This window comes from Kocuria sp. 2SI (assembly GCF_005502825.1).
Taxonomy (GTDB): Bacteria; Actinomycetota; Actinomycetes; order Actinomycetales; family Micrococcaceae; genus Kocuria; species Kocuria palustris.
Window position 1 is genome coordinate 86,294 of sequence record NZ_SCNB01000008.1, and the last position, 24,499, is coordinate 110,792.

Below are 24,499 nucleotides of genomic sequence, written 5' to 3' on the forward strand. Positions count from 1 at the left end.
CCTTCCGGACGGCGGACCAGCACACGGTCCGCGATCATTCGCAGCGGCTTCTTCAGGAGAGGGGATGAGCATGAGCGGCGAGCAGCTCGAGCAGTGGCGAAGCGCGGCCATCATGCACGTCGATCTCGACATGTTCTTCGTGGCCGTCGGGCTGCTGGAGCGCCCGGATCTGGTGGGCAAGCCGGTGATCGTGGCCCGGGATTCCGGGCGCTCGGTGGTCCTGTCCGCCTCCTACGAGGCGCGCGCCTTCGGGGTGCGCTCCGGCATGCCGGTCTCCCGCGCCCGAGCCATGTGCCCGCAGGGGATCCTGCTGGATCCGTCGTATGCGGACTACCCGCGCTACTCCGAGCAGGTGATGGCCATGTTCCACGACCTCACGCACCTGGTGGAGCAGATCAGTGTGGACGAGGCCTTCCTGGACGTCTCCGGAGCCATCCGCAGGCTGGGCTCGCCGGTGCACATCGCTCGGCAGCTGCGCGCCCGCATCCATCGGGAGACGGGGCTGACCGCCTCGGTGGGCATCGGCGCCACCAAGACCGTCGCCAAGATCGCCTCCACCCGCTCCAAGCCGGACGGACTGCTGCTCGTGCGCGCCGAGGACACCGTGGCGTTCATGGCGGAGCTGCCCGTCGGGGCGCTGTGGGGCGTCGGCAGGCGCACGGAGGAGACGCTGCAGCGCTCGGGGATCCGCACCGTGGGGGAGATCGCACAGCGCACGCCGCAGCAGCTGGCCCGCGTCGTCGGCCCGGCTGCGGGTGCGCACCTGCATGCGCTGGCCCACGGCGTGGATCCCCGCCCGGTGACTCCGGAGCGCGAGGAGAAGAGCCTGGGGGCGGAGCAGACCTTCCAGACCGACGTCAGCGACATCGACGCCCTGCGCCGCGAGCTGCTCGGGCTGTCCCATCGCACCGCCGCGCGACTGCGCCGCCACAGGCTGCGGGCCCGGCGGGTGGGACTGAAGCTGCGGTGGGAGGACTTCACCACCATCTCTCGCTCGCGGACGGTGAGCCATCCCTTCACCTCCGGGCACGACCTCTACACGCATGCCGAGGAGCTGCTGACGGCGGAGCTGCCGCTGCCCAGCGCCGTGCGCCTGATCGGAGTGCGCGCCGAGTCCCTCGAGGACGCCGATTCCGCCATGCAGCTGAGCATCGACGGCCGCGAGGAGGAGTGGGCCGCCGCCGAGTCGGCCATGGACCGGGCGCGCGAGCGATTCGGCGGCGCCATCCTGGGGCCGGCCTCCATGCTGAGGCCTCCGCGTGGCACGGTGGGGCGCAGCGAGCTGCGCGCCGGCCACCGCGATGATCCTGCGCCGGGAGGCGCCGGGCGGGCCCGGTCGCAGCCGCGCAGATGAGCGGCGGATCGTCATGTGACGACCGGGTGCTCCGCAAGGGGCCTTGCGGGTAGACTGGAGCAACCGCAGGGACGCGGCACGTGTCCCTGAACTTTGAAGCAGACCCCCCAGGAGGGACGTCGTGGCCCTTTCGGAGCGCGAGCAGCAGCTGCTGGCTCAGCTGGAGCAGCAGCTCAATGCGGAGGATCCGAGGTTCGTGAGCCAGATGGACTCACGACCCGTGAAGCCCACGTTCTCCACGCGCGCGGTCGTGCTCGGAGCCGTGATCGGCGTGGTCGGCCTGGGCATCGTGGTCGGAGGTGTGGCCCTGGACTCGATCCTGGTGGGCGTCCTCGGCTTCCTGATCATGTCGTTCGGCGTCTACTGGGCCTCCACCCGCTCCTCGGGCGCCAAGGAGGCGGGGGAGTCGAGCTCTTCCCGTGGCGGTGCCAAGGCCAAGGCGGCCGCTGCCAAGAAGCCGCAGTCCAGCTTCATGCGCAATCTCGAGAACCGCTGGGACGAGCGCCGCAACGGCAGCTGATCCCACCGCACCGACGTCAACGAGGCCCCCGCTCCGTCAGGACGGGGGCCTTCGTCATGCCCGGGTGCCGCCTTGCTCCGCTCCCGCCCGCGAGGAGTCTCGTGCGCCGGTCTTCGCGCGTCGATGGTTCGCACCGGCGACTCCTCGCGAGCAAGAGCGAGGACTGCGGGCGGCCTCCACTTCGCTCCCCACTCCTCTGCCTGAGGACGCACCACTTCCCTCCACGGTCAACGCCGGCTGCCTCGAGGCGGCGCTGAGAAGCGGGCTGATCCCCGTGATCATGGGGATCTCCGTGCCCGATCAGCGCGGCGGCGGTCCGTGGGCCTGTCGCGTGACCACTCGAAGGGCGAAGGCTGCGGCAGCGGTCAGAGAAATCCCCTCCCCATCGCGCCACTTCGCCTCCCAGGTCGCCTCCACCCCGCAATGACAAGGGCGAACGCGGCTGATCCTGTGGGCAGGATCTCTTCGGAATCGCCTCGGAACGCGCCTGGAACCACCGACCGTGATTGACGGTGGAGGAAGGTGGAGTAAAGTGGGGGTCACGAGAGCGAATCAGAAGTCTCCGGATCCGAACGGCGGTGGGCATGTTCCTCGGAACGCACTCCCCCCGCTTGGACGAGAAGGGGCGGCTGATCCTTCCGGCCAAGTTCCGTGAGGAGCTGGCGGACGGACTGGTCCTCACCAGAGGCCAGGAGCGGTGCCTCTACGTCTTCAGCGCGGCTGAGTTCGAGAGGGTGCACGAGCAGATGAGGGCGGCCCCGCTGTCCTCCAAGCAGGCTCGCGACTACATCCGCGTGTTCCTCTCGGGTGCCTCGGATGAGGTGCCGGACAAGCAGGGTCGCGTGACCGTCCCTGTGCCGCTGCGTCAGTACGCGGGTCTGGATCGAGAGCTCGCCGTCGTCGGCGCGGGCTCCCGGGCCGAGATCTGGGACGCCGCGGCATGGCAGCAGTACCTGGAGGAGCAGGAGGCGACCTTCTCGAACACCGAGGAGGAGGTCATCCCCGGGCTCTTCTGAGAAGACCTGGACCGCCGAGAGGCGGACCGCAGACGCGGCGCCACGAGCACTGCATCGGGATCTCCCGGATGGGATCTCCACCCGCACTGCCATCACCGTCCTGACTCACCTTCCCCTGAGCCAGGCCGGATTCGAGGGATGGTCAGCGGTTGGGGTTCTCGCCCTGGAGCGCCAGATGCGGTGCTCGTCGTCGTTGCGGGCCCGATCGCACGGTGCGCCGATCGGGCGCACCGTGGTGGCGCGGGTCATGGCCGTCCCCGGCCCCGCCGCGTCGGGGCCTGCCGCTGCGCCCGATAGGGTGGGCGGTCGTCGGGATGCCAGCACGAGCACCCGGACGAGGCGCGCCCCGCGCGCATCGCCGAGCACCAGGAGGACGAGCCATGGACGATCTCGAGCGCCCCGCCGGCGACCGGCACGTCCCCGTCCTGCTCGAAGCCTGCCTGGACCTGCTAGCCCCCGCCCTGGAGGGCCCCGCCCCCGTCGTCATCGACGCCACGCTCGGCATGGGCGGGCACAGCGAAGCCATCCTGCGCCGCTTCCCGGACGTCCGCCTGGTGGGCATCGACCGCGACCCCCAGGCCCTGGGCCTGGCCGGGCGGCGCCTGGAGCCATGGGCCGATCGCTTCTTCCCGGTCCACACCACCTACGACCAGATCGAGCCCGCCCTCGCCCAGGCCGGCTTCGAGGCCGCCGACGGCATCCTCTTCGACCTCGGCGTCTCCTCCATGCAGCTCGATGAGCGCGAGCGCGGCTTCGCCTACTCCTATGACGCTCCGCTGGACATGCGCATGGACTCCACGGCCGAGCTCACGGCCCGGGACATCGTCATGGAGTACTCGGAGCAGGACCTGCGGCGGATCCTGCGCGACTGGGGCGAGGAGCGCTTCGCCCAGCGCGTCGCCCGCGGGATCGTGCAGGCGCGCGAGCAGCGGGAGCTGACGACCACCGGGGAGCTCGTGGAGATCGTCCGGGCCGCCAAGCCAGCGGCGGCCCTGCACAAGAAGGGCCACCCGGCCAAGCAGACCTTCCAGGCGCTGCGCATCGAGGTCAACCAGGAGCTCGAGGTCCTGAGCCGCGCTGTGCCGAACGCCCTGGATGCTCTCAGGCTCGGAGGGCGAGTCGCTGCCATGAGCTACCACTCGCTCGAGGACAAGATGGTCAAGCAGGAGCTCGCCGGACGCTCGCGCTCCTCGGCGCCCAAGGGCCTCCCGGTCGAGCTGGAGGAGCACAAGCCGACCTTCCGCATGATCACGCGCGGCACGCACACGCCCACGGCCGAAGAGATCGAGGCGAACCCGCGAGCGGCCTCCGCGCGGCTGCGCGCCGCGGAGCGGATCAGATCGGACAGCAGGCACGGAAAGCACTCATGAGCACATCAGCGGGCAGGACGGCACGGGGCGGGCGGCTGCGCCTGCCGCGTCGTCGTCCCAGGGTCTCAGACCGCCAGCGCGCGTCCCGTCGGGCCATGTGGTCGCGGCTGCTCCCGGTCGCTGCGGCGGTGCTGGCGGTGCTCGGGACCTTCGCGGTGATCCTGCTGATGACCGTGCGGATCACCGACGGGCAGTACCGGCTGGTCGAGCTGCGCAACCAGGAGCAGGCCCTCGAGCTCGAGAACGAGTCGCTGACCCAGGACCTCGAGTTCCATCAGGCTCCGCAGAACCTGGCCCGCAGCGCCCAGGAGGAGGGCCTGGTGCCCGCACCGACCGAGCAGGGCGTGGTCGACCTGAGCACCGGCGAGGTGACGGGGGAGGCCGTGCCTGCTCCGAAGGCTGATGACGACGAGGTCGACACGGCCATCCCGGTGCCCATCCAGGTGGGATCCTCGGCCGCCGAGCAGGCCCAGAAGGAGGAGCGCGCCCGTCGCGATGCGCTGCCCTCCTCGGAGTCCGAGGCGGAGGACCAGCTCGACAGTGCTCGCAAGGCGGAGGCGGACGTCGAGCTGCACGGCGGCACGATCCCCGCACCGCAGCAGCGCGGCGACAGCTCGGCCGACGACGCAGCGCAGGACGGGACCGCCCAGGGCGGCACGGCACAGGAAGGAGCAGATCAGTGAGCGGCAGCACGCGCGATGACAGCGGCAGCGCAGGCGGCATGGGCCGTCGCGAGTTCGTGGGCCTGCTGATCGGCCTGCTGGCCCTGGTGCTGCTGGCGCTGCGCCTCGTGTGGGTCCAGGGACTGGATCTGCGCGGGCAGGCGGCCAGCGCCGAGGCCAGTCGTCTGCGCGTCCAGGTCATCCCGGCCCGGCGCGGCGAGATCCTCGATCGCACGGGCGCCGTGCTCGCGCGCAGCATCCAGCGCTACGACATCGCGGTGGATCAGACGATCGTGCAGGACCTGGTCGTGCAGAACCCGGACGGCTCGACCGAGGAGCTCACCGTCCTGGAGGCGATCCGCAGCCTGGCCGACATCCTGGGGATGCCGGATCAGGAGGTCAAGGACAAGCTGCAGGGGGACGCGGACGTCCCGGTGGGGGAGCGCAAGAACTTCGAGTACCTGTTCCGGGACGCGACCCCCGAGCAGTGGAGCCGCATCGAGGACCTGCGCGTGGGCTACGTGACGGGCGAGCCCGTGTCCCAGCGCAGCTACCCCAACGGCTCCCTGGCCGGTTCCGTCGTCGGGTTCGTCGGGGGAGAGGGCGAGGCCCTCGGCGGCATCGAGCTGACCCAGGACGAGCACCTGCGGGGCATCGACGGCGAGCGCAGCTTCGAGATCGGCGCCGACGGCGTCCGCATCCCGGTGGCGCCCCAGGACGAGACGGCCGCGCAGGACGGCTCGTCGATCGAGCTGTCCCTGGACCGCGACGTCCAGTTCTACGCCCAGCAGGCCATCGCCCGCCGCGTGGAGGAGCTCAGCGCCGAGTGGGGCACGGCGATCGTGATGCGGATCTCCGACGGCGCGGTGCTGGCGCTCGCGGATTCGTCGATGGTCGATCCCAACGACACCGGGCGCACCGAGGACGAGGGCGACTTCCAGCCGCGCAGCGTGGCCTCGGCTGTGGAGCCCGGCTCGACCCAGAAGATCCTGACGGCGGCCGCTGCGATCGACACGGGCAACGCCGACAAGCTCTCCGAGGTCGCCGTGCCCTCGGAGCTGGAGATCGACGGGCAGACGATCACCGACGCCTTCGAGCACGAGGACGAGGACCGCACCTTCGCGGGCGTCATCGCCGACTCCATGAACACCGGAACCGTGCTGGTGGGCTCGCGCCTGGATCGGCAGGGCCGCTACGACTGGATGAAGAAGTTCGGCGTGGGCGAGCTCACGGGCATCGAGCTGCCCGGTGAGTCCCCGGGGCTGCTCCCCGCGTGGGAGGACTGGGACATCCGGCAGCAGTACACGGTGCTGTTCGGGCAGGGAGTCTCCCAGTCGCCGCTGCGCACCGCCACGATCTTCCAGGCGGTCGGCAACGACGGCCTGCAGATCGAGCCGCGCCTCCTCCAGGCGATCATCGACCCCGACGGCACCCGCACCGAGATCGAGCGCCCGGAGGGCCGTCAGATCTTCTCCGCGCAGACCGCCGAGCAGCTGCGCGAGATGATGGAGTCCGTGATCACCGTCGGCGGAGCTCCGGATGCGGCCACCGACGGCTACCGCGTGGGCGGCAAGTCCGGCACGGCCGAGGCCGCCAGCGCCGACGGCGGCTACGACGGCTACACGACCTCGTTCGCGGGCATCGGTCCCATGGAGGACCCGCAGTTCGTCGTGGCCGCCACCGTCCACAAGCCGCAGGGCGCCGTCGCCGCGATCGGGGCGTCGGCGGCCTTCTCGCAGATCATGGGCCAGGTGCTGCGCCACTACGGCGTGCAGCCCTCGACCGGCGGCGCGGTCGGTCTGCCCAAGTTCTACGGGAAGGACGAGGACCGCAACGAGAAGCTGCCGGACACGCCGACCGGCATCGCCTGAGTGGACGCCGCGCGGTCGATCTCGTCCTGCTGCTTCGGTTGCCGGACTAGACTCGCCACGTCCGGAATACGGCTCTTCCCCGCCGTCCTCGAGGTCGGGCGTCCTCGGCGGGCAGGGGAAGCGCTGCCTCCGCGACCGATGGGTCCCGAACGTGGCCCGCATCGAGGGAACGGCCGGCTCCCACCGGCCGATCCGAGGAAGGATGACATGCAGAACCTGCCCGAGCCCGGTCTCGACGCGGCCCGTCTGCGGCCCCGCAGCGCTGCCTCGCTGCCGGCCGCCGAGCTGGCGCAGCTGATCGGCGCGCGACTGGAGCTCCCGGAGGCGCACCGCGGTGCGCAGGAGCCGGCTTCCGTGCGCGGCATCAGCATCGACTCCCGATCCGTGCAGCCGGGCGACCTCTACGCGGCCCTTCCCGGTGCTCGGTTCCACGGCGCGGGCTTCGCCGCTGCCGCGATCGGCTCCGGTGCGGCCGCTGTGCTCACCGACCAGGCTGGACTGCAGCTCATGCTCGACCAGGGCCCACTCAGCGTCCCGGTGATAGTGGCGGCCGTGCCGCGCGAGCACATGGGGCAGATCTCCGCCTCTCTCTACGGCGGCAGCGAGGACGAGCGCGCCCGCATGCCGCTGTTCGGCGTGACCGGCACCAACGGCAAGACCACCACCACGTACTTCCTCAACTCGATCCAGAAGGCCCTGGGCCGCACCACTGGGCTGATCGGCACGATCGAGATCCTGGCCGGCGATCAGCGCATCCCGTCGCTGCTGACCACGCCCGAGGCGCCGTCCGTGCACGCCCTGCTGGCCGTGATGCGCGAAGCCGGCATGACCGGAGCCTCCATGGAGGTCTCCTCCCACGCGCTCGAGTTCCACCGCGTGGACGGCGTGCACTACGACGTCACCGGCTTCACCAACCTGACTCAGGACCACCTGGACCTGCACGGGTCCATGGAGGCCTACTTCGAGGTCAAGGCCCAGCTGTTCACCGCCCGGCGCGCCGACCGCGCCGTGATCGTCGTGGCCGATGACCAGGACGAGTGGGGCCTGCGCATGGCCCGCCGAGCCCGCGAGGAGCTCGGCGCCGAGAAGGTCGAGGTCATCGCCCTGCGCGGCGGGATCGTCGAGGATCGCGACTCCGGCCCGCAGCGCCACGGAGCCGACTGGACGCTGCGCTCGCTGGCCCGGCGCGGGGTGGGGCACCGCTTCGAGCTGGTGCACCGCGACGGCCGTCGGCTGCGCGTCTCGACCGGGCTGCCCGGAGAGTTCAACGTGGCCAACGCCGCACTGGCCGTCGTCATGGTGCTGGCCTCCGGCGTGCCGCTGCAGGTGCTGCAGGACGTGCTGGACGATCAGGACCCGCTGACCACCGATGTCCCCGGGCGCATGCAGCTGATCGCCAGCGAGCCGACCGCCGTCGTGGACTTCGCGCACAACCCGGACGCCCTGACCCGCGCCCTGGAGGCGGTCGATCCGCCCGAGGGCGACGGCCGCGTGATCGTGGTCTTCGGCGCCACCGGGCAGCGCGACACCACCAAGCGCCCACTCATGGGCCGGATCGCTGCACAGGGTGCGGACGTGGTGATCGTCACCGACGACGACCCGCACGACGAGGACCCCGCCGGAATCCGGGCCGAGGTCATCGCCGGAGCCCGCCAGGCCCGCGACGAGGGCGCGGCGCGGGCCACCGAGATCGAGGAGATCCACCCGAGGGCCACGGCCATCCGCACGGCGGCCGCCATGGCCGGTCCGCGCGATTCGATCCTGGTCGCCGGACGAGGCCACGAGACCACGCAGGAGATCGCAGGAGTCGACCATCCCCTGGATGATCGGCAGGAGCTGCGCGACGCGCTCCACGACACGCAGGAAGGACGGTGGGGGCGCTCGTGATCCCTCTCAATGCCAGGCGCATCGCCGAGATCGTCGGAGGCGAGCTGCTGGGGCTGGATCCGCAGCAGGACGGCCCCGTCATCGAGCACGTGACGACCGATTCTCGGGAGGCGGGGGAGGCGACCCTCTTCGTCGCCAAGCCCGGTGAGGTCACGGACGGCCACCGCTTCGTGGCCGCGGCCTTCGCCGCCGGCTCCCCGCTGGCGCTCGTGGAGCGCGAGGTCGCAGCCGACGACGGCTCCGTGCACCCCTCGGTGCGCGTGCCGGACGTCGTGGAGGCCATGGGCACGCTGGCCAGCTGGGTCGTGCGGCAGCTGCGCCAGGACAACGGCCTCAAGGTCGTGGCGGTCACCGGCTCGGTCGGCAAGACGACCACCAAGGACCTGCTGCGCGCGATCTTCTCCGAGATGGGCCCCACCGTGGCCCCGCAGGGCTCCTACAACGGCGAGGTCGGCGTGCCGCTGACCGTGTTCCGCACGGATGCGACCACCGAGTACCTGGTCGTCGAGATGGGCGCCACCCACATCGGCAACATCTCGTACCTGTGCCGCATGGTCTCCCCGGACGTCGGCACCGTGCTGTGCGTGGGCTCCGCGCACGCAGGCGAGTTCGGCGGCGTGGAGAACATCGCGATCGCCAAGGGGGAGATGGTCGAGTCGCTGTCCGCCGACGGCGTGGCGATCCTCAACGACGACGACGACCGCGTGCGCCGGATGCACACGCGCACGCAGGCGCCCGTCGTGTTCTTCGGCACGGGGGAGACCAGCACGCTCCCGGAGGTCCCGGCCGCCCGCGTGTGGGCAGACCGGATCTCCACCGACGACGACGGCCACCCGTCCCTGGACCTGCACTTTCCGGGCGGGACCGTGCACCGGGTGGTCTCCGGGCTGATCGGCGAGCACCACGTCTCCAACATCCTGGCCGCGGCCTCGGCCGCCTTCATGGCCGGCGTCCCGTCCGAGACGATCGCCGATGTCCTGCAGGGCCTCGGCCCGGGCAGCCGCTGGCGCATGGAGCGCACCGAGCGCCCCGACGGCGTGACGATCCTCAACGACGCCTACAACGCCAATCCGCAGTCCATGGCCGGGGCGCTGCAGACGCTGGCGCGCATGGGCGGGCCGCAGGACTCCCCGCGGCATCGCCGCACCTGGGCCGTGCTCGGCGAGATGTACGAGCTCGGGGACTCCTCGGTCGAGGAGCACAACCGCCTGGGCTCGCTCGTGGTGCGCTACAACATCTCCCGGCTGCTGGCCGTGGGTCCGCTGGCCCGCCCCACCTACGTCACGGCTCTGCTCGAGGGCTCCTGGGGCGAGGAGGCCGCCTGGGTCGAGGACCTGGAGGCCGCTGAGGCCTTCCTGGCCGAGAACCTGCGCGCCGGAGACATCGTCCTGTTCAAGTCCTCGAACTCCGCGGGGCTCAAGACGCTCGGCGATCGGGTCGCCGCTGCGGGCCAGGGAGGTCGAGCATGATCCAGATCATCGTCGCCGCTGCACTGGGCCTGATCCTCTCGATCCTGGGCACCCCGCTGTTCATCCGCTTCCTGGCCAGCCGCGGTTACGGCCAGTTCATCCGCGAGGACGGGCCCTCGAGCCACCAGACCAAGCGCGGCACGCCCACCATGGGCGGCGTGGCCATCCTGGGCTCGGCCGTGATCGCCTACCTGGTCTCGCACGCTGTCGTGGGCCTGGTCACGGGGGAGTGGACCGGTCCCACCGCCTCCGGGCTGCTGGCCGCGTTCCTCATGCTCGGCATGGGCTTCGTCGGCGGGATCGACGACGCCAAGAAGATCACCAAGAAGCAGAACCTGGGCCTGAGCCCGGGCGGGAAGATCGCCCTGCAGGGCACGATCGGCACGGTCTTCGCGCTGCTCACGCTGATGCTGCCCGATGCCAGGGGCCGCACACCCGGCTCCACCGAGGTCTCGCTCACCCGCGACACCGGGCTCGACCTGGGCCTCGGGCAGCTGGGAGGCGGGCTCGTCGAGGCCCTGACCTCCGAGCGGACCATCGTCCTCGTGCTCCTGGGCCTGATCCTCTACGTCGTGTGGGTCAACCTCATCGCGACCGCCACCACCAACGCCGTCAACCTCACCGACGGGCTGGACGGGCTGGCCACGGGGGCGTCGATCCTCGTGTTCTCCGGCTATCTCCTGATCACCCTGTGGCAGTCCGACCACCTGTGCGGCGAGGGCGGGCCCGGGCTGTGCTACACCGTGCGCGACCCCTCGGACCTCACCGTCCTGGCGGCGGCGCTGGTGGGCGCGCTGATCGGCTTCCTGTGGTGGAACACCTCCCCCGCCAAGATCTTCATGGGCGACACCGGCTCGCTGGGCCTGGGCGGCGCCCTGGCGGCGTTCGCCATCCTCACCCGCACCGAGCTGCTGCTCGTGCTGATCGCCGGGCTGTTCGTGCTCATCACCGTCTCGGTGATCCTCCAGGTCGGCTGGTTCAAGCTCTCCGGCGGCAAGCGCATCTTCAAGATGGCGCCCCTGCAGCACCACTTCGAGCTCAAGGGATGGCAGGAGGTCACGATCGTCGTGCGCTTCTGGATCATCGCCGGGCTCTTCACGGCCGTCGCGCTCGCGGTGTTCTACGGCGAGTGGCTCATCTCCAACGGAGGCGCGTTCCTGTGATCCATGCCAGCAATGACAACCCCATCCTGGACGATCCCCGGCTGGCGTCGCTGACCAGCTGGGACGCCGACTGGGCGGACCTGCGCGTGGTCGTGCTGGGCATCGGCATCTCGGGCTTCGCCGCCGCGGACACGCTGATCGAGCTCGGCGCCCGCGTGGTCGTGATCGACGGCCGGGACTCGGAGGCCAACCGGCAGAAGGCCGAGACGCTGGGCATCGTGGGCTCCGCCGACGTCCTGCTGGGCGCCCAGGCCGTGGCCGGGCTGCCGCAGGTCGACGGCCAGGACCCGCAGCTCGTGGTGACCTCTCCGGGCTTCCGCCCCGATGACCCCGTCCTGTCCGAGGCCGTCGCGCGCGGCATCCAGATCTGGGGCGACGTCGAGCTGGCCTGGCGCATCCGCGAGCGCGCGGGGCGCCCCACCGCTGCGTGGGTGTGCATCACCGGCACCAACGGCAAGACCACCACCGTGCAGATGGCCGAGGCCATGCTCCAGGCCGGCGGGCTCAAGGCCCTGGCCGTGGGCAACGTGGGCACCCCGATCCTCGACGCCCTGCGCGATCCGGTGGACTACGACGTCCTGGCCGTCGAACTGTCGAGCTTCCAGCTGCACTGGGCGCACTCGGTATCCCCGCTGGCCGCGGTGTGCCTCAACGTGGCCGAGGACCACGTGGACTGGCACGGCGGCTTCGAGAACTACGTGGCGGACAAGTCGCGGATCTACGAGAACTGCCAGGTCGCCGCTGTGTACAACGTCAGCGATCCCCGCACCCGGCAGATGGTCGAGGAGGCGGACGTCGTCGAGGGCTGCCGGGCCATCGGCTTCACCGCGGGCAACCCGGACGTCTCCATGCTGGGCGTGGTCGAGGACCTGCTCGTGGACCGGGCCTTCCTGGACGACCGCCGCAACCAGGCGCTGGAGGTCGGGCTGGTGGAGTCCATCAAGCCCGTGCCGACCCCGCACGGCGTGACCAATGCGCTGGCGGCCGCCGCCCTGGCCCGAGCCGCAGGCGTCTCCGGCGAGGACATCGCCCAGGGTCTCGCCGCATGGGAGCCGGGCGGGCACCGCATCCAGCCCGTGGCCAAGACCTTCGGGGTGGTGTGGGTCGATGACTCCAAGGCCACCAACCCGCACGCCGCCGCCGCCTCGCTGTCGGCCTTCGACCCGGTCGTGTGGATCGCCGGCGGCCTGGCCAAGGGCACGGACAGCTCCGCCCTGGTCGCCGCCCACGCGCGCCGCCTGCGGGCGGTGGTGCTGATCGGCACCGACAACGACCGGCTGGAGGCCGCTCTGGCCGCTTCTGCTCCGGACGTGCCGATCCTGCGCGCCGCCGACGGCCTCGAGGACGCCTCCGACGGCGAGGCCGTCATGCGCGCCGCCGTCGAAGCCGCCCACCGCGTGGCCGTGGACGGGGACACCGTGCTGATGGCCCCGGCCGCGGCCTCCATGGACCAGTTCCGGGACTACGCCCACCGCGGGGACGCGTTCGCGCGCAGCGTGGCCGATCTCGTGGAGCGCCTGTCGTGAGCCCGCGGACCGCAGCCGTGGCCACCCGGCTGCGGGACCGGATCGACGAGCGGTCGGGCCCGCTGCGCGGGGTCGAGCACCGGGTCCGCAGCGGCCCGCTGCTGCAGTCGTACTACGCGCTGGCCGTGTGCGCGGTGCTGCTCTTCGCGATCGGCGCCATGATGGTGCTCTCCTCCTCTGCGGTCGAGTCGATCTCCGCCGAGCAGTCGGCCTACGGCCTGTTCGTGCGCCAGCTGATCTTCGGCGCGCTGGGGCTGATCGCCATGTTCGCGCTCTCGCGCGTCCCGGCCCGGGTCATGCGGCGGCTGGCGATCCTGGCGTTCTGGGTCTCGGCGGTCATCCTGGCGCTCGTGGTGCCGTTCGGCGTCGAGGTCGGCGGCAACCGGAACTGGCTGTCGGTCGGCGGCTTCACGCTGCAGCCCTCGGAGATCGCCAAGCTGACCTGCATCCTGGCCCTGGGCGTGTGGCTCGGCCGCGTGGCGGGGCGCATCCGCACGCTCAAGGACGCGCTGTGGCCCTCGGCCGTGGCCGTCGTCGTGCCGGTGCTGTTCGTGATGTACGGCCGCGACATGGGCACGGCCGGCATCTTCCTGCTGATCTACCTGGCCGCCGTGTTCTTCGCAGGCATGCCCATCCGCTGGATCCTCACGGCCTTCGCCGCCGGTGCCGCGGTGTCGGTGCTCTTCGTGATCTCCGCGCCCCACCGCATGGAGCGCGTGACCTCCTGGCTGACCGGTGACTGCGACCCATCCGCGGGCTGCTACCAGGCCATGCACGGGCTCTCCGCGCTGGCCACCGGAGGCTGGTGGGGAGTCGGGCTGGGGCAGTCGCGCTCCAAGTACAACTACGTCCCCGAGGCCCACAACGACTTCATCTTCGCGATCATCGGCGAGGAGCTCGGACTGCTCGGCACCGTCACCATCCTGGTGCTGTTCGCCGTGATGGCCGTGGCCATGGCCCGGATCCTGATGCGCTCCACCTCGGGCTTCGAGCGCATCGTGACCGGCGGCGTCCTGGCCTGGCTGATCGGGCAGGCCTTCGTGAACATCGGCATGGTCACCGGTGTGCTGCCGGTGATCGGTGTGCCGCTGCCGTTCATCAGCTACGGCGGCTCGTCGCTGCTGATGTGCCTGTCCGCTGTGGGCGTCGTGATGTCCTTCGCCAGGCAGCCCTCGGTCGGGATGGTCGAGGCGATCCCGCAGCCGCGCTCGCGCCCCGTCGCCGCCCGACGGCCGCTGCCGGGCGACGATGCGTACGATGCCTACGACCACGAGGGTCGCTACGACGACCTCATGGACGATGAGCGCGAGCCCATCGCCGAGGTCCACGACATCCGCCGCGGAAGGGTCCTCCGCAGCCGCGGCGACTCGTGAGCCCCCAGACACCCGAACGCACGTCCCGTACACCGCAGGAGCAGCCGCATGAGCGACCACGACGCCCACCCGACCGAGTCCCAGCGCCCCGTGAACGTGGTGCTGGCCGGCGGAGGCACCGCGGGGCATGTCTCGCCGTTGCTGGCGATCGCAGCGGCGGTGCGCCGCGCCGAGCCCGCAGCGCAGGTCACCGCGGTCGGCACCGCCTCGGGCATGGAGACCCGCCTGGTCCCGGCCGCCGGTCTGCCGCTGGAGACCATCGACCGCGTTCCGCTGCCCCGACGACCCTCCGTCGATCTGCTCAAGCTGCCCGTGCGCCTGCGCGGGGCGATCGGCCAGGCCGGGCGGATCATCGACGAGAGCCGCGCCGACGTGGTGGTGGGCGTGGGCGGCTACGTCTGCACCCCCATGTACCTGGCGGCCCGCCGTCGCGGCGTCCCTGTCGTGATCCATGAGGCCAACGCCCGCCCCGGGCTGGCCAATCGCGTCGGAGCCCGCTTCGCCGCCGTCGTGGCCACCGCCTTCCCGAACACGCCGCTGAAGGGCGCCCGCACGGTGGGGATGCCCATGCGCCGGGAGATCTCGCAGCTCGACCGCGCGGCCGCCCAGCGAGGGGCCCGGCAGCGCCTCGGCCTGGACCCGGAGCGCACCACCGTGATCGTGACCGGCGGCTCCTCCGGGGCGGTGGCCATCAACCGCACGATCCAGGGGATCGTGCCGGGGATCGCCGAGCAGGGCTACCAGCTGCTGCACATCACCGGCCGCGACAAGCCCGTGCTCACCCCGGACCTGCGTCCGCTTGAGGCCGAGGGCTATCGGCAGGTGGAGTACGTCGACGGCATGGAGGACGTCTACGCCGCCGCCGATCTGCTGATCGCCCGCGCCGGGGCCGCGACCGTCTCCGAGGTGGCCGCCGTCGGACTGCCCGCGATCTTCGTGCCGCTGCCGATCGGCAACGGCGAGCAGGCGCTCAACGCCCGCTCCCTCGTGGAGGCCGGCGCCGCCCGGCTCGTCGAGGACTCCGACTTCACCTCCGAGTGGTACCGCGCGAACGTGCTGCCTCTGCTCACGGCCCCCGAGGGCCTGGCCGAGATGACCCGTGCGGCACGAGGGGCAGGCGTGCGCGATGCGGACGCGACCATGGCTGAACTGATCCTGCAGGAGGCACGACGTGAGCACTGATCCCGGAACCGGGTCCCCGAACGAGTCCATGGGCGTGGACACCGATCCCGCCGGGCTGGGGCCCACCCACCTGATCGGCATCGGGGGCGCCGGCATGTCCGCCGTCGCCCGCCTGCTGCTGGCCCACGGGGTGAGCGTCTCCGGATCGGATGCCCAGGAGTCCCGCGGGCTCGCCGCGCTGCGCGAGCGCGGGGCCCGCATCAGCATCGGTCAGGCGGCCGAGAACATCGCCGACGCCCGGACCGTCGTCGTCTCGACCGCGATCCGCGAGACCAACCCCGAGCTGGCCGCGGCTCGGGAGGCCGGGCTGCGCGTGCTGCACCGCTCCCAGGCCCTCGGGGTGGCCATGCACGGCTCCCAGGTGGTCGCGGTCGCCGGCACGCACGGCAAGACCACCACGTCGTCCATGGCGGCAGTGGCGCTGCAGGAGTCAGGGCAGGAGCCGTCGTGGGCCATCGGCGCGCACGTGGCCGATCTGGGCACCAACGCCCACCTGGGCCGCGGCCGCTGGTTCGTGGCCGAGGCCGACGAGTCCGACGGCTCGTTCCTCTCCTACGCGCCCACGATCGCCGTGGTCACGAACATCGAGCCCGACCACTTGGATCACTACGGCTCCGAGGAGGCCTTCTTCCAGGCCTTCGAGGACTTCGCGGACACCCTCCGCCCCGGCGGCACCCTGGTGGCATGCCAGGACGATTCCGGTTCGCGCCGGCTGGCCGAGGCCGTGCGCCGCCGCGGCGGCAGCGTGGTCACCTACGGCACCGATGCCGCAGCGCAGATCCGCGTGAGCGATATCCGCACCGAGGGCATCGGCGCCACCGCCGAGCTGAGCCTGGGGGAGGGCGCCGACCTCCGCAGCCACCGCATGCGCCTGGAGGTCCCCGGCGAGCACAACGTGCTCAACGCGGCAGCGGCCTTCGCCGTCACCCAGATCGCCGGGGTCCCCGCCGAGGACGCCCTGCGGGGCCTGGCCGGTTTCCACGGCTCCGACCGCCGATTCGAGCTCAAGGGAGAGGCCCGCGGCGTGCGGGTCATCGACGATTACGCCCATCACCCCACCGAGGTGCGCGCCGCGCTGACGGCCGCACGGCGCGTGGCGGGGGAGGACCGCGTCCTGGTGCTCTTCCAGCCCCACCTCTTCTCCCGCACGCAGGCCTTCGCGGGCGAGTTCGCCCAGGCCCTCGAGATCGCCGACGACGCCTGGGTCCTGCCGATCTACGCAGCGCGCGAGGACCCGGTCGAGGGCGTCTCCTCGGATCTGATCGCCGATGCCGCCGGGGACTCGGTGCGCAGCGCCTTCGATCCCCAGGAGGCGATCGCTCAGATCGCGGCCCAGGCACGGGAGGGAGATCTGGTGCTCACGGTCGGCGCCGGGGACGTCACCGCGTTCGGCCCCCGCCTGCTCAGCGCACTGGAGGACTCCGGGCAGGCCGGGGCCTCGGCCTGATGGCGGGCGGACCCCGACCCCGCCAGCCGCGCTTCGGCGGCACATCCGGCTCCTCCTCCACGCAGCGCGGACGCGAGCAGGAGCCGGTCGAGACCGCCGGCGGCGCTGAGTCCCCGTCGTCCGCCGGTGCCGAGACCCCGCGCGTGCGCGTCAACAGCCGGGACAAGGTCGCAGCGCTCGACGAGCAGCGCGAGTCCGAGTTCGAGCCCGTGCCCACAGGAGGCGGGCGATTCAGCGACTGGCGGCGCACGCTGCAGCTGGGCTCGTCCGGCTCGGGATCCAGGGGCTCGGCGCGCGACGGGCAGGACGGCGATGACAGTCGTCGGCTGTCCCCGGCGCTGCGCCGCCTGGTGCGTCTGGCGGTGGCCGTGCTGATCGTGGTCCTGATCGTGTGGGGCGTGTTCTTCTCCCCGCTGTTCTCGGTGCGCTCCCTGCAGGTCGAGGGCCTCTCCCTGACCGACCAGGGGGCCGCCGAGGAGGCGCTGCAGCCGCTGGAGGGCAAGTCCATGACCCGCATCTCCTCCGAGGAGGTCGAGTCCCTGCTCACGCAGTTCCCGGCAGTCGCCTCGGTGGACACCAGCGCCAGCGGCAGCGGGACCCTGCGCGTCGAGGTCCAGGAGCGGATCCCGGTCGCTGCGGTCGAGGACGGCGACGGCTGGCAGCTCGTGGACCGCGAGGGCACGCAGCTCGAGCAGGTCACCGACAGCGAGCAGATCCACGTCCCGGTGATCGCCGGCGGCACCGACGTGCTGGACAGCGAGGACTGGGACACGGTCAGCTCGGTGCTGGCCTCGCTGCCCTCGTCGCTGCTCGAGCAGGTCCAGACGGCCCGCGCCGAATCGGGCGGGGTCGTGATGCTGGAGCTGCAGGACGGGGTCACGGTGCGCTGGGGCGATGACACCGACAGCGCCCTGAAGGCCGAGGTCCTGGCCGCGCTCGTGGACGCCTCGGAGGCCACCGGCCAGGTCGAGGTCTACGACGTCTCCGCTCCCCGTCATCCGGTGCTGGAGTAGTCGTCCGAAGCGATTTCCTTCGACCCTCAGGTGAGTGTTGAAGGGGTGCCCCCGAATCAGGGGACTCAATGCGCACAACACGCGCCGCGAACTCGTGGCGACGCCTCCTCGGTTGTTAGGCTGACTCGGAAATCAGAGCATGAGCCCTCAGGCATATATCTCGACCTTGGATCGAAGGTTGAGACTGAGGGGTCAGCGCGGACCCCACCGTCGATACAGGTCGGCGGCCCCGAATCAAGACAGGGTGATCATGGACACCACGCCCCAGAACTATCTGGCCGTCATCAAGGTCGTCGGCATCGGCGGCGGCGGCGTCAACGCCGTCAACCGCATGATCGAGGAGGGACTCCGCGGTGTGGAGTTCATCGCGATCAACACGGATGCCCAGGCGCTGCTGATGTCGGATGCCGACGTCAAGCTCGATGTCGGCCGTGAGCTGACCCGCGGCCTCGGCGCCGGCGCCAACCCGGATGTCGGCCGTCAGGCCGCCGAGGACCACCACGAGGAGATCGAGGAGGTCCTGAAGGGGGCCGACATGGTCTTCGTGACCGCAGGCGAGGGCGGAGGCACGGGCACCGGCGGCGCTCCGGTCGTCGCGCGCATCGCCCGCTCGCTGGGCGCGCTGACCATCGGCGTCGTGACCCGACCGTTCACCTTCGAGGGCCGTCGCCGCTCGAACCAGGCCGAGAACGGCATCGAGACCATGCGCGACGAGGTCGACACGCTCATCGTCATCCCGAACGACCGCCTGCTGTCCATCTCGGACCGCAACGTGTCCATGCTGGATGCGTTCAAGTCCGCGGACCAGGTGCTGCTGTCGGGCGTGCAGGGCATCACCGACCTGATCACCACCCCGGGTCTGATCAACCTCGACTTCGCGGACGTCAAGTCCGTCATGCAGGGCGCGGGCTCCGCGCTCATGGGCATCGGCTCGGCGCAGGGCGAGGACCGTGCGGTCAAGGCCGCGGAGCTGGCGATCGCCTCGCCGCTGCTCGAGGCCTCGATCGACGGCGCCCATGGCGTATTGCTGTCCATCCAGGGCGGCTCGGACCTCGGCCTGTTCGAGATCAACGAGGCCGCTCGCCTGGTCCAGGAGGTCGCCCACCCGGAGGCCAACATCATCTTCGGCGCGGTCATCGACGACGCCCTGGGCGACAGCGCGCGCGTCACCGTGATCGCGGCGGGCTTCGACTCCCTGTCGCAGGAGACCAACGCCAACGCGAACTCGCCGGCCGCGCAGCAGGCCGCCTCGACCCGCGCCGCCTTCGGCGCAGGTGCCGGCGCTCCGTCCACCGCCTCCAGCTCCTCCGCTCAGCGCGGCGGTCAGAGCTCGGGCTTCGGCGGCTCGCAGTCGGGCTCGTGGGGCTCCAGCCCGGCGTCTTCTGCCCCGTCGAACGACGACGTCCCGGACGACGCCGGCTTCGACGTCGACCTCCCGCCGGAGAGCGGCGCTCCCAAGTCCTCGGGCCGCAAGGACTCGCTGGACTTCCCGGACTTCCTCAAGTGAGGTCCTGACATCGCGGATCCCGCGATGTCGTGAGCACGAGGGCGGCGCCCCGACCGGTCGGTCGGGGCGCCGCCCTCGTCTCGTCCCGGCCCAAGCCGTCGCACGGTCAGCAGAGTCGCCGTGGCCCGCTGAAGTCCCCGAGAGCCCGCCTGGGGGCGGGGCTCGGCCACTTGTGGCACTTGGGCTCCGCGAAATAGCCGCCGAACCTCTCCGGCAGATGCCGCCGCCCGTCGAGTGGCGTGCTGGTGTTCCCTCTGCCGTCGAGCGGCATGGGTGCAGCGGGGTCGAGCTCTCGCTGCTGTGACGAAGCGGCCGCTCGGTGTCCACCGTGTCGTCAGGTGCGTGCGACTAGGGTCGGGCCCATGTACTGGCATTCGTCTCAGCGCCTCGGCGTCCGCACCGTGTTCACCGACAGAGACCTCGGCAATCTGGGCCTTCATGTCCCCGACGACCCCCAGGCGGTGCGCGCTCGTCGTGACCGCGCGGCCATCGATCTCGGCGTGGATCCCTCCTCCGTGCTCTATCTGGATCAGGTGCACGGCACCCACGTGGTCGATGCCGATGCGGCGGCCCCGGGGGAGGTCTGCACCGGCGACGCCGCCGTCTCCACCGCAGGACGCCCGCTCGCCGTCATGGTCGCCGACTGCGTGCCCGTGGTGCTGGTCGGCGAGCCCGAGCGCGCCGGCGCCGCGCCGTTGACCGCCGTCGCCCATGCGGGTCGGCGCGGGCTGCTCGACGGCGTCCTTCCGGCGGTCGTCGAGGCTCTGCGCGCGCGCGGGGCCCAGCGCATCAGCGCGCAGATCGGCCCGTGCGTGTGCGCGCAGTGCTATGAGGTGCCCGAGCAGATGGCCGAGGAGTCGGAGCAGAGCCTTCCCGGCATCCGCACGACGACCCGCTGGGGCACCCCGGGGCTCGACCTGCCCGGCGCTGCTGCGCGCCAGCTGGAGCAGCTCGGAGTGCAGGTCGAGGTCGTGGCTGAGGACAGCCCGCGCTGCACGCTCGAGAACGAGGGACTGTCCTCCCATCGCCGCGATCCCTCCAGCGGCCGGATCGCCGGCATCGTCGTCCCCGTGTCCTGAGCAAGGCTGAACGCAGCCTCGCCGCGCTGGGCGGCGCTGGCCGTGTCCTGGGTCGCACTCAGGGCATCCGACCGGCACGTCTGACATGGCGCTGCAGGGGAGTCGGGTAGCCTGGCGGTCGACCTCCCTGCCGCTGATCCTTCCGGGTTCGGCGGCATCGGGCCGAGCCCCTCGCAGGACGCGAACCGCGCCCTGCCGATGCGGACCGCCGGGACGGTCGGAGTCGAAGACCATCATCTGCACCGCGGTGCAGATCAGAGCGAGGAGGGTCGCGCGTGAGCCAGTCGATGCGCCGAGCCATGATCCGTCTGGGCCTGGCCGAGCCCGAGGGCCACGACGAGGACTACGACCGATCGCCCGCCCCGCAGCGGCCCGAGCGCCGTTCCGCCCCGGCGCAGCCGCGCGAGGACCGCCCCTCCCTGGACGACGGCCCCCGCCGCGCGTCCGAGGACCGCGGATCCGATGGTCGCGGCGAGCCCGCCGATCGCGGTCCCCGCGACGGCGAGTCCGCGTCGCAGCGCCGCGGTGCCGAGCAGTCGCGCACCCGGCCCGCGCGCGAGCCCCGCCGAGACTCCGAGTACCGAGCCCCCGTCACGCCGATCAAGCGTGCCCCCTCGACATCCCGAGAGGATGCAGACGACATGCGCACCATCACCACCGTCCACCCGCGCTCCTACAACGACGCGAAGTCGGTGGGCGAGTCCTTCCGCGACGGCACTCCCGTCATCATGGACCTGAGCGATCTGGCCGAGGCCGAGGCCAAGCGCCTCGTGGACTTCGCCGCCGGGCTGGTCTACGCCCTCCACGGATCGATCGAGCGCGTGACCACCACGGTGTTCCTGCTCACCCCGTCCTACGTCGAGGTCGTCGACTCCTCGGTCGGCCCTGACGAGGACCTCGACGCCGCAGAGGCCTGAGCGCCATGACGGTCGTCTTCGCGATCCTCTACCTGCTGGTGCATGTCCTGATCCTGGTCGTGCTCGGCAGGTTCGCCGTGGACATGATCCAGTCCTTCGCGCGCGGATGGCGCCCCCAGGGGGCTTCCCTGGTGCTGGCCTCGAGCATCTACGCCGTGACGGATCCGATCCTGAACCCGTTGCGGCGGCTGATCCCGCCGCTGCGCCTCGGCGGGATCGCCCTGGATCTGTCGTCGATGATCCTCATCTTCGGGCTGGTCATCCTCGAGAGCGTCTGCATCTCCCTGCTGGTGTCGGCCTGAGATCATCCGGTTCGCCTCGCCGCTCGAGTGCGCTCAGATGGGCCGCAGCTCGGGCTCAGCTGACAGTTGGGCCACAATCACAACCGTGGACGGGTCCACCAGTCTCCGGGCCCTGCCGAGCATGTAGTCTGATCCGTCGAAGGCCCCCAGTGTCGGGGCACGTCGCGCGGAGGCATCTCCTGCAGGGCTAGCAGGTACCGGACCCGCGGATCTCGTTGTCCGAAAGCGGGTTCCCCGGATCGTGCGGCGGAACTCGACCCCATTGCTATGAGGAGAGGCATATTCCATGGCTCTGACCCCGGAAGACGTCATCAACAAGCGTTTCCAGCCGACCAAGTTCCGCGAGGGCTACGACCAGGACGAGGTCGATGACTTCCTGGACGAGATCGTCGTCGAGCTTCGTCGGCTGAATCAGGAGAACGCCGAGCTGCGCGATCGCCTGGAAGGTGCGGACGCCTCGACGGCCGCATCGGAGGCTGAGACCTCGAGCGCCGTCTCGGCTCAGGACTCCGCGCAGGAGCAGGAGACCGTCGAGCCCGTCAGCGCTCCGGTCGCCGGGCAGCCCGAGGCCCCCGGCGACGCTGCGGCCCCGGCCGGGGAGGCCCCGGCTCCTGCCCAGCCCGCTGAGGATTCCTACGTCGCCTCGGCCGAGAGCGCGGCCGGCGTGCTCGCCATGGCCCAGAAGCTGCACGACCAGTACGTCAGCGAGGGTCGCGCCGAGCGCGATCGTCTGATCGACGAGGGCCGCACCCGCGCCGACGACCTCGTCTCGGAGGCCGAGACCACCAAGTCCCAGGTCCTCTCCTCCCTGGAGGAGGAGCGCCGCGATCTCGAGGTCAAGGTCTCGGACCTGCGCGGCTTCGAGTCGTCCTACCGCGAGCGTCTGGCCGAGTTCATCGGCGGGCAGCTCGAGGAGATCAAGACCGCTCCGTCGCTGGCTCCCGAGTCCTCCTCGGACGCCCGCTGATCCGAGCTGACGCCGCGCGCCTTCCCCGTCACCGGGTCGGTGCGCGGCGTCTGCTCTTCCTCGACCCCGTCCGGTCCGCACAGGACCGCCCTCGATCCGCCTCCCGCGAGAGAGCCCGGTGCACAGCCACATGTCCTCACCCGCCCCTGAGCAGCAGACCCGCAGCGCCGCCGCACGGAGACGGGGCCGGGGGGCTGTGCTGATCCTCGCGCTGCTGTGCGCCGTCGTGGTCTACGGGCTGGATCAGGGGACCAAGGCTCTCGTGGAGCGGACCATGACGCTGGGCCAGCAGATCCCGGTGATCGACGGCCTCCTGCAGTGGCACTACATCCTCAATCCCGGTGCGGCCTTCTCCATGGGGGAAGGCTTCACCTGGGTGTTCACAGCGATCATGGCGATCGTCTCGGTCGGCATCCTGGTCTATCTGCCGCGGGTGCGATCGCTGGCCTGGGCACTGAGCCTGGGCCTGGTGCTCGGCGGGGCGACCGGCAACCTCACGGACCGGCTGCTGCGCTGGCCTGGGTTCCCCAACGGGCACGTGGTCGACTTCATCCACGTCCAGGGCTTCGCGGTGTTCAACGTCGCCGATTCCGGAGTGGTCGTGGGCGTCATCCTGACGGCGACGCTGATCCTCTTCGGCCGCGAGCCCGACGGCACCCGCTCCGGGCGCGATCGCCCCGGGACCGAGGGCACGGGATCCGCCGAAGCCCCCCGCACCGACTCGGCTCAGGATCGCGTCGTCGACCACGACTCCTCCGCCGGCGATGCCTCCAGTGAGGGGGCTACCCGATGAGCGCGGCGTCCCAGTCCCCGAAGCGCGAGTCGCGTGAGCTGCAGGTCCCGGCGGAGCTGGCCGGCGCCAGGGCCGATGCGATCGTGTCCCAGCTCAGCGGGCTGTCGCGCACCGCGACCGGCAGGCTCTTCGAGGCCCAGGAGGTGGAGGTCGACGGCGCGCCGATCGCCAAGTCCCGCAAGCTTGCTCAGGGAGCTGCGGTGCACGTCCTCATGCCCGAGGAGATCGACCTGTCGGTGATCGTGCCGGAGACCGTCGACGGCTTCTCCGTGATCCACGCGGACGACGACATCGTGGTGATCGACAAGCCCGCAGGCGTCGCCGCGCATCCGTCGCCGGGATGGTCCGGCCCCACAGTGCTCAGCGCCCTGGCCGGCGCCGGGATCACCGTGAGCACCTCCGGGGCGGCAGAGCGCCAGGGCATCGTCCATCGCCTGGACGTGGGGACCTCAGGTCTCATGGTCGTAGCCCGCTCCGAGCGGGCGTACGCGGCGCTGAAGCGGGCGTTCAAGGAGCGCACGGTCGAGAAGATCTACCACACGGTCGTGCAGGGCATGCCCGATCCCATGAGGGGCACGATCGAGGCGCCGATCGCCCGGCACCCCGACTACGAGTGGCGCTTCGCGGTGATCGAGGGTGGGCGCGATTCCGTGACCCACTACGAGACGCTGGAGTCCTTCGGGCGCGCCACGCTGCTGGAGGTCCACCTGGAGACGGGGCGCACGCACCAGATCCGCGTGCACTTCAGCGCCCTGAAGCACCCCTGCGCCGGGGACCTCACCTACGGCGCCGATCCCGCCCTGTCGGCGGGCCTGGGCCTGACCCGCCAGTGGCTGCACGCGCAGCGTCTGGGCTTCGAGCACCCGGGGACGGGGGAGCGGGTCACGTTCACGTCCGAGCCTCCCGCGGATCTGAGCTGGGCGCTGGAGACCCTGCGCGACGGCGGACCGCGCTGAGGCCTGCTGGCCTCCTGCCTCGGCGGGGCTGTCGTCGTCCGGGGCGGCGCCGCACGAGGGGTCCGTGATCAGCGGCAGCGGTGTCGGCCCCTGTCGCGTCGGAGGCTGCGGATAGGATCCTCGCG

At 71.4% G+C, this 24,499-nt stretch carries 21 protein-coding genes; all 21 read left to right on the forward strand.

Annotated features, from left to right (window positions below; genetic code table 11):
• Window positions 1-64: 64 nt before the first annotated feature.
• Complete coding sequence (gene dinB, locus FFS25_RS06485; protein ID WP_058872183.1) at window positions 65-1,354, forward strand: DNA polymerase IV; 1,290 nt, start codon at window positions 65-67, stop codon at window positions 1,352-1,354.
• A 121-nt stretch (window positions 1,355-1,475) separates the two neighbouring features.
• Window positions 1,476-1,874 (forward strand): SCO2097 family morphological protein, encoded by a 399-nt coding sequence (locus FFS25_RS06490; RefSeq protein ID WP_058872184.1) that lies wholly within the window; start codon window positions 1,476-1,478, stop codon window positions 1,872-1,874.
• 584 nt (window positions 1,875-2,458) lie between these two features.
• Window positions 2,459-2,890, forward strand: coding sequence for a division/cell wall cluster transcriptional repressor MraZ (gene mraZ, locus FFS25_RS06495; RefSeq protein ID WP_058872260.1), 432 nt, complete (start codon window positions 2,459-2,461; stop codon window positions 2,888-2,890).
• A 380-nt stretch (window positions 2,891-3,270) separates the two neighbouring features.
• Complete coding sequence (gene rsmH, locus FFS25_RS06500; protein WP_137802305.1) at window positions 3,271-4,260, forward strand: 16S rRNA (cytosine(1402)-N(4))-methyltransferase RsmH; 990 nt, start codon at window positions 3,271-3,273, stop codon at window positions 4,258-4,260.
• A complete protein-coding gene (gene ftsL / locus FFS25_RS06505) occupies window positions 4,257-4,943 on the forward strand; it encodes a cell division protein FtsL (RefSeq protein ID WP_137802306.1) in 687 nt (228 codons plus the stop codon). Before rsmH ends, ftsL begins: the two co-directional genes overlap by 4 nt.
• A complete protein-coding gene (locus FFS25_RS06510) occupies window positions 4,940-6,793 on the forward strand; it encodes a peptidoglycan D,D-transpeptidase FtsI family protein (protein WP_053447511.1) in 1,854 nt (617 codons plus the stop codon). The genes ftsL and FFS25_RS06510 overlap by 4 nt, the downstream gene beginning before the upstream one ends.
• Window positions 6,794-7,000: 207 nt before the next feature.
• On the forward strand, window positions 7,001-8,680 hold the full coding sequence (locus tag FFS25_RS06515; RefSeq protein WP_137802307.1) for a UDP-N-acetylmuramoyl-L-alanyl-D-glutamate--2,6-diaminopimelate ligase: 1,680 nt from the start codon (window positions 7,001-7,003) through the stop codon (window positions 8,678-8,680).
• Complete coding sequence (locus tag FFS25_RS06520) at window positions 8,677-10,149, forward strand: UDP-N-acetylmuramoyl-tripeptide--D-alanyl-D-alanine ligase (protein WP_040560983.1); 1,473 nt, start codon at window positions 8,677-8,679, stop codon at window positions 10,147-10,149. The genes FFS25_RS06515 and FFS25_RS06520 overlap by 4 nt, the downstream gene beginning before the upstream one ends.
• Window positions 10,146-11,312, forward strand: a complete 1,167-nt coding sequence (mraY, locus tag FFS25_RS06525; protein ID WP_137802308.1) for a phospho-N-acetylmuramoyl-pentapeptide-transferase — start codon at window positions 10,146-10,148, stop codon at window positions 11,310-11,312. The genes FFS25_RS06520 and mraY overlap by 4 nt, the downstream gene beginning before the upstream one ends.
• A complete protein-coding gene (gene murD / locus FFS25_RS06530; RefSeq protein WP_171004119.1) occupies window positions 11,309-12,838 on the forward strand; it encodes a UDP-N-acetylmuramoyl-L-alanine--D-glutamate ligase in 1,530 nt (509 codons plus the stop codon). Before mraY ends, murD begins: the two co-directional genes overlap by 4 nt.
• The gene (ftsW, locus tag FFS25_RS06535; protein WP_137802309.1) at window positions 12,835-14,211 is read left to right on the forward strand and encodes a putative lipid II flippase FtsW; all 1,377 of its coding nucleotides are present in this window, start codon (window positions 12,835-12,837) and stop codon (window positions 14,209-14,211) included. The genes murD and ftsW overlap by 4 nt, the downstream gene beginning before the upstream one ends.
• Before the next feature lie 48 nt (window positions 14,212-14,259).
• Complete coding sequence (gene murG / locus FFS25_RS06540) at window positions 14,260-15,393, forward strand: undecaprenyldiphospho-muramoylpentapeptide beta-N-acetylglucosaminyltransferase (RefSeq protein WP_137802310.1); 1,134 nt, start codon at window positions 14,260-14,262, stop codon at window positions 15,391-15,393.
• On the forward strand, window positions 15,383-16,840 hold the full coding sequence (murC, locus tag FFS25_RS06545; protein WP_006214835.1) for a UDP-N-acetylmuramate--L-alanine ligase: 1,458 nt from the start codon (window positions 15,383-15,385) through the stop codon (window positions 16,838-16,840). The genes murG and murC overlap by 11 nt, the downstream gene beginning before the upstream one ends.
• Window positions 16,840-17,853 (forward strand): cell division protein FtsQ/DivIB, encoded by a 1,014-nt coding sequence (locus FFS25_RS06550; protein WP_137802311.1) that lies wholly within the window; start codon window positions 16,840-16,842, stop codon window positions 17,851-17,853. Before murC ends, FFS25_RS06550 begins: the two co-directional genes overlap by 1 nt.
• Before the next feature lie 250 nt (window positions 17,854-18,103).
• The gene (gene ftsZ, locus FFS25_RS06555; protein WP_024290293.1) at window positions 18,104-19,360 is read left to right on the forward strand and encodes a cell division protein FtsZ; all 1,257 of its coding nucleotides are present in this window, start codon (window positions 18,104-18,106) and stop codon (window positions 19,358-19,360) included.
• A 362-nt stretch (window positions 19,361-19,722) separates the two neighbouring features.
• Window positions 19,723-20,439, forward strand: a complete 717-nt coding sequence (locus FFS25_RS06560) for a purine nucleoside phosphorylase YfiH/LACC1 family protein (RefSeq protein ID WP_006214839.1) — start codon at window positions 19,723-19,725, stop codon at window positions 20,437-20,439.
• Window positions 20,440-20,714: 275 nt separating this feature from the next.
• Window positions 20,715-21,356 (forward strand): cell division protein SepF, encoded by a 642-nt coding sequence (locus tag FFS25_RS06565; protein ID WP_249933802.1) that lies wholly within the window; start codon window positions 20,715-20,717, stop codon window positions 21,354-21,356.
• Between the two features lie 5 nt (window positions 21,357-21,361).
• Window positions 21,362-21,658 (forward strand): YggT family protein, encoded by a 297-nt coding sequence (locus FFS25_RS06570; protein WP_006214841.1) that lies wholly within the window; start codon window positions 21,362-21,364, stop codon window positions 21,656-21,658.
• Between the two features lie 286 nt (window positions 21,659-21,944).
• Complete coding sequence (locus FFS25_RS06575; protein ID WP_137802312.1) at window positions 21,945-22,625, forward strand: DivIVA domain-containing protein; 681 nt, start codon at window positions 21,945-21,947, stop codon at window positions 22,623-22,625.
• A gap of 130 nt (window positions 22,626-22,755) precedes the next feature.
• The gene (lspA, locus tag FFS25_RS06580; RefSeq protein ID WP_235586832.1) at window positions 22,756-23,418 is read left to right on the forward strand and encodes a signal peptidase II; all 663 of its coding nucleotides are present in this window, start codon (window positions 22,756-22,758) and stop codon (window positions 23,416-23,418) included.
• A complete protein-coding gene (locus FFS25_RS06585) occupies window positions 23,415-24,374 on the forward strand; it encodes an RluA family pseudouridine synthase (protein ID WP_137802313.1) in 960 nt (319 codons plus the stop codon). Before lspA ends, FFS25_RS06585 begins: the two co-directional genes overlap by 4 nt.
• Window positions 24,375-24,499 lie beyond the last annotated feature (125 nt).

Bases quoted from the DNA above. Each gene is read 5' to 3' on its own strand.
- FFS25_RS06550 (WP_137802311.1), top strand. From the start codon at position 16,840: ATGGCGGGCGGACCCCGACCCCGCCAGCCGCGCTTCGGCGGCACATCC.
- ftsZ (WP_024290293.1), top strand. From the start codon at position 18,104: ATGGACACCACGCCCCAGAACTATCTGGCCGTCATCAAGGTCGTCGGC.
- FFS25_RS06575 (WP_137802312.1), top strand. From the start codon at position 21,945: ATGGCTCTGACCCCGGAAGACGTCATCAACAAGCGTTTCCAGCCGACC.
- lspA (WP_235586832.1), top strand. From the start codon at position 22,756: ATGTCCTCACCCGCCCCTGAGCAGCAGACCCGCAGCGCCGCCGCACGG.
- FFS25_RS06515 (WP_137802307.1), top strand. From the start codon at position 7,001: ATGCAGAACCTGCCCGAGCCCGGTCTCGACGCGGCCCGTCTGCGGCCC.
- dinB (WP_058872183.1), top strand. From the start codon at position 65: ATGAGCATGAGCGGCGAGCAGCTCGAGCAGTGGCGAAGCGCGGCCATC.
- mraY (WP_137802308.1), top strand. From the start codon at position 10,146: ATGATCCAGATCATCGTCGCCGCTGCACTGGGCCTGATCCTCTCGATC.
- FFS25_RS06560 (WP_006214839.1), top strand. From the start codon at position 19,723: ATGTACTGGCATTCGTCTCAGCGCCTCGGCGTCCGCACCGTGTTCACC.
- murG (WP_137802310.1), top strand. From the start codon at position 14,260: ATGAGCGACCACGACGCCCACCCGACCGAGTCCCAGCGCCCCGTGAAC.
- FFS25_RS06570 (WP_006214841.1), top strand. From the start codon at position 21,362: ATGACGGTCGTCTTCGCGATCCTCTACCTGCTGGTGCATGTCCTGATC.
- FFS25_RS06585 (WP_137802313.1), top strand. From the start codon at position 23,415: ATGAGCGCGGCGTCCCAGTCCCCGAAGCGCGAGTCGCGTGAGCTGCAG.
- mraZ (WP_058872260.1), top strand. From the start codon at position 2,459: ATGTTCCTCGGAACGCACTCCCCCCGCTTGGACGAGAAGGGGCGGCTG.
- ftsL (WP_137802306.1), top strand. From the start codon at position 4,257: ATGAGCACATCAGCGGGCAGGACGGCACGGGGCGGGCGGCTGCGCCTG.
- rsmH (WP_137802305.1), top strand. From the start codon at position 3,271: ATGGACGATCTCGAGCGCCCCGCCGGCGACCGGCACGTCCCCGTCCTG.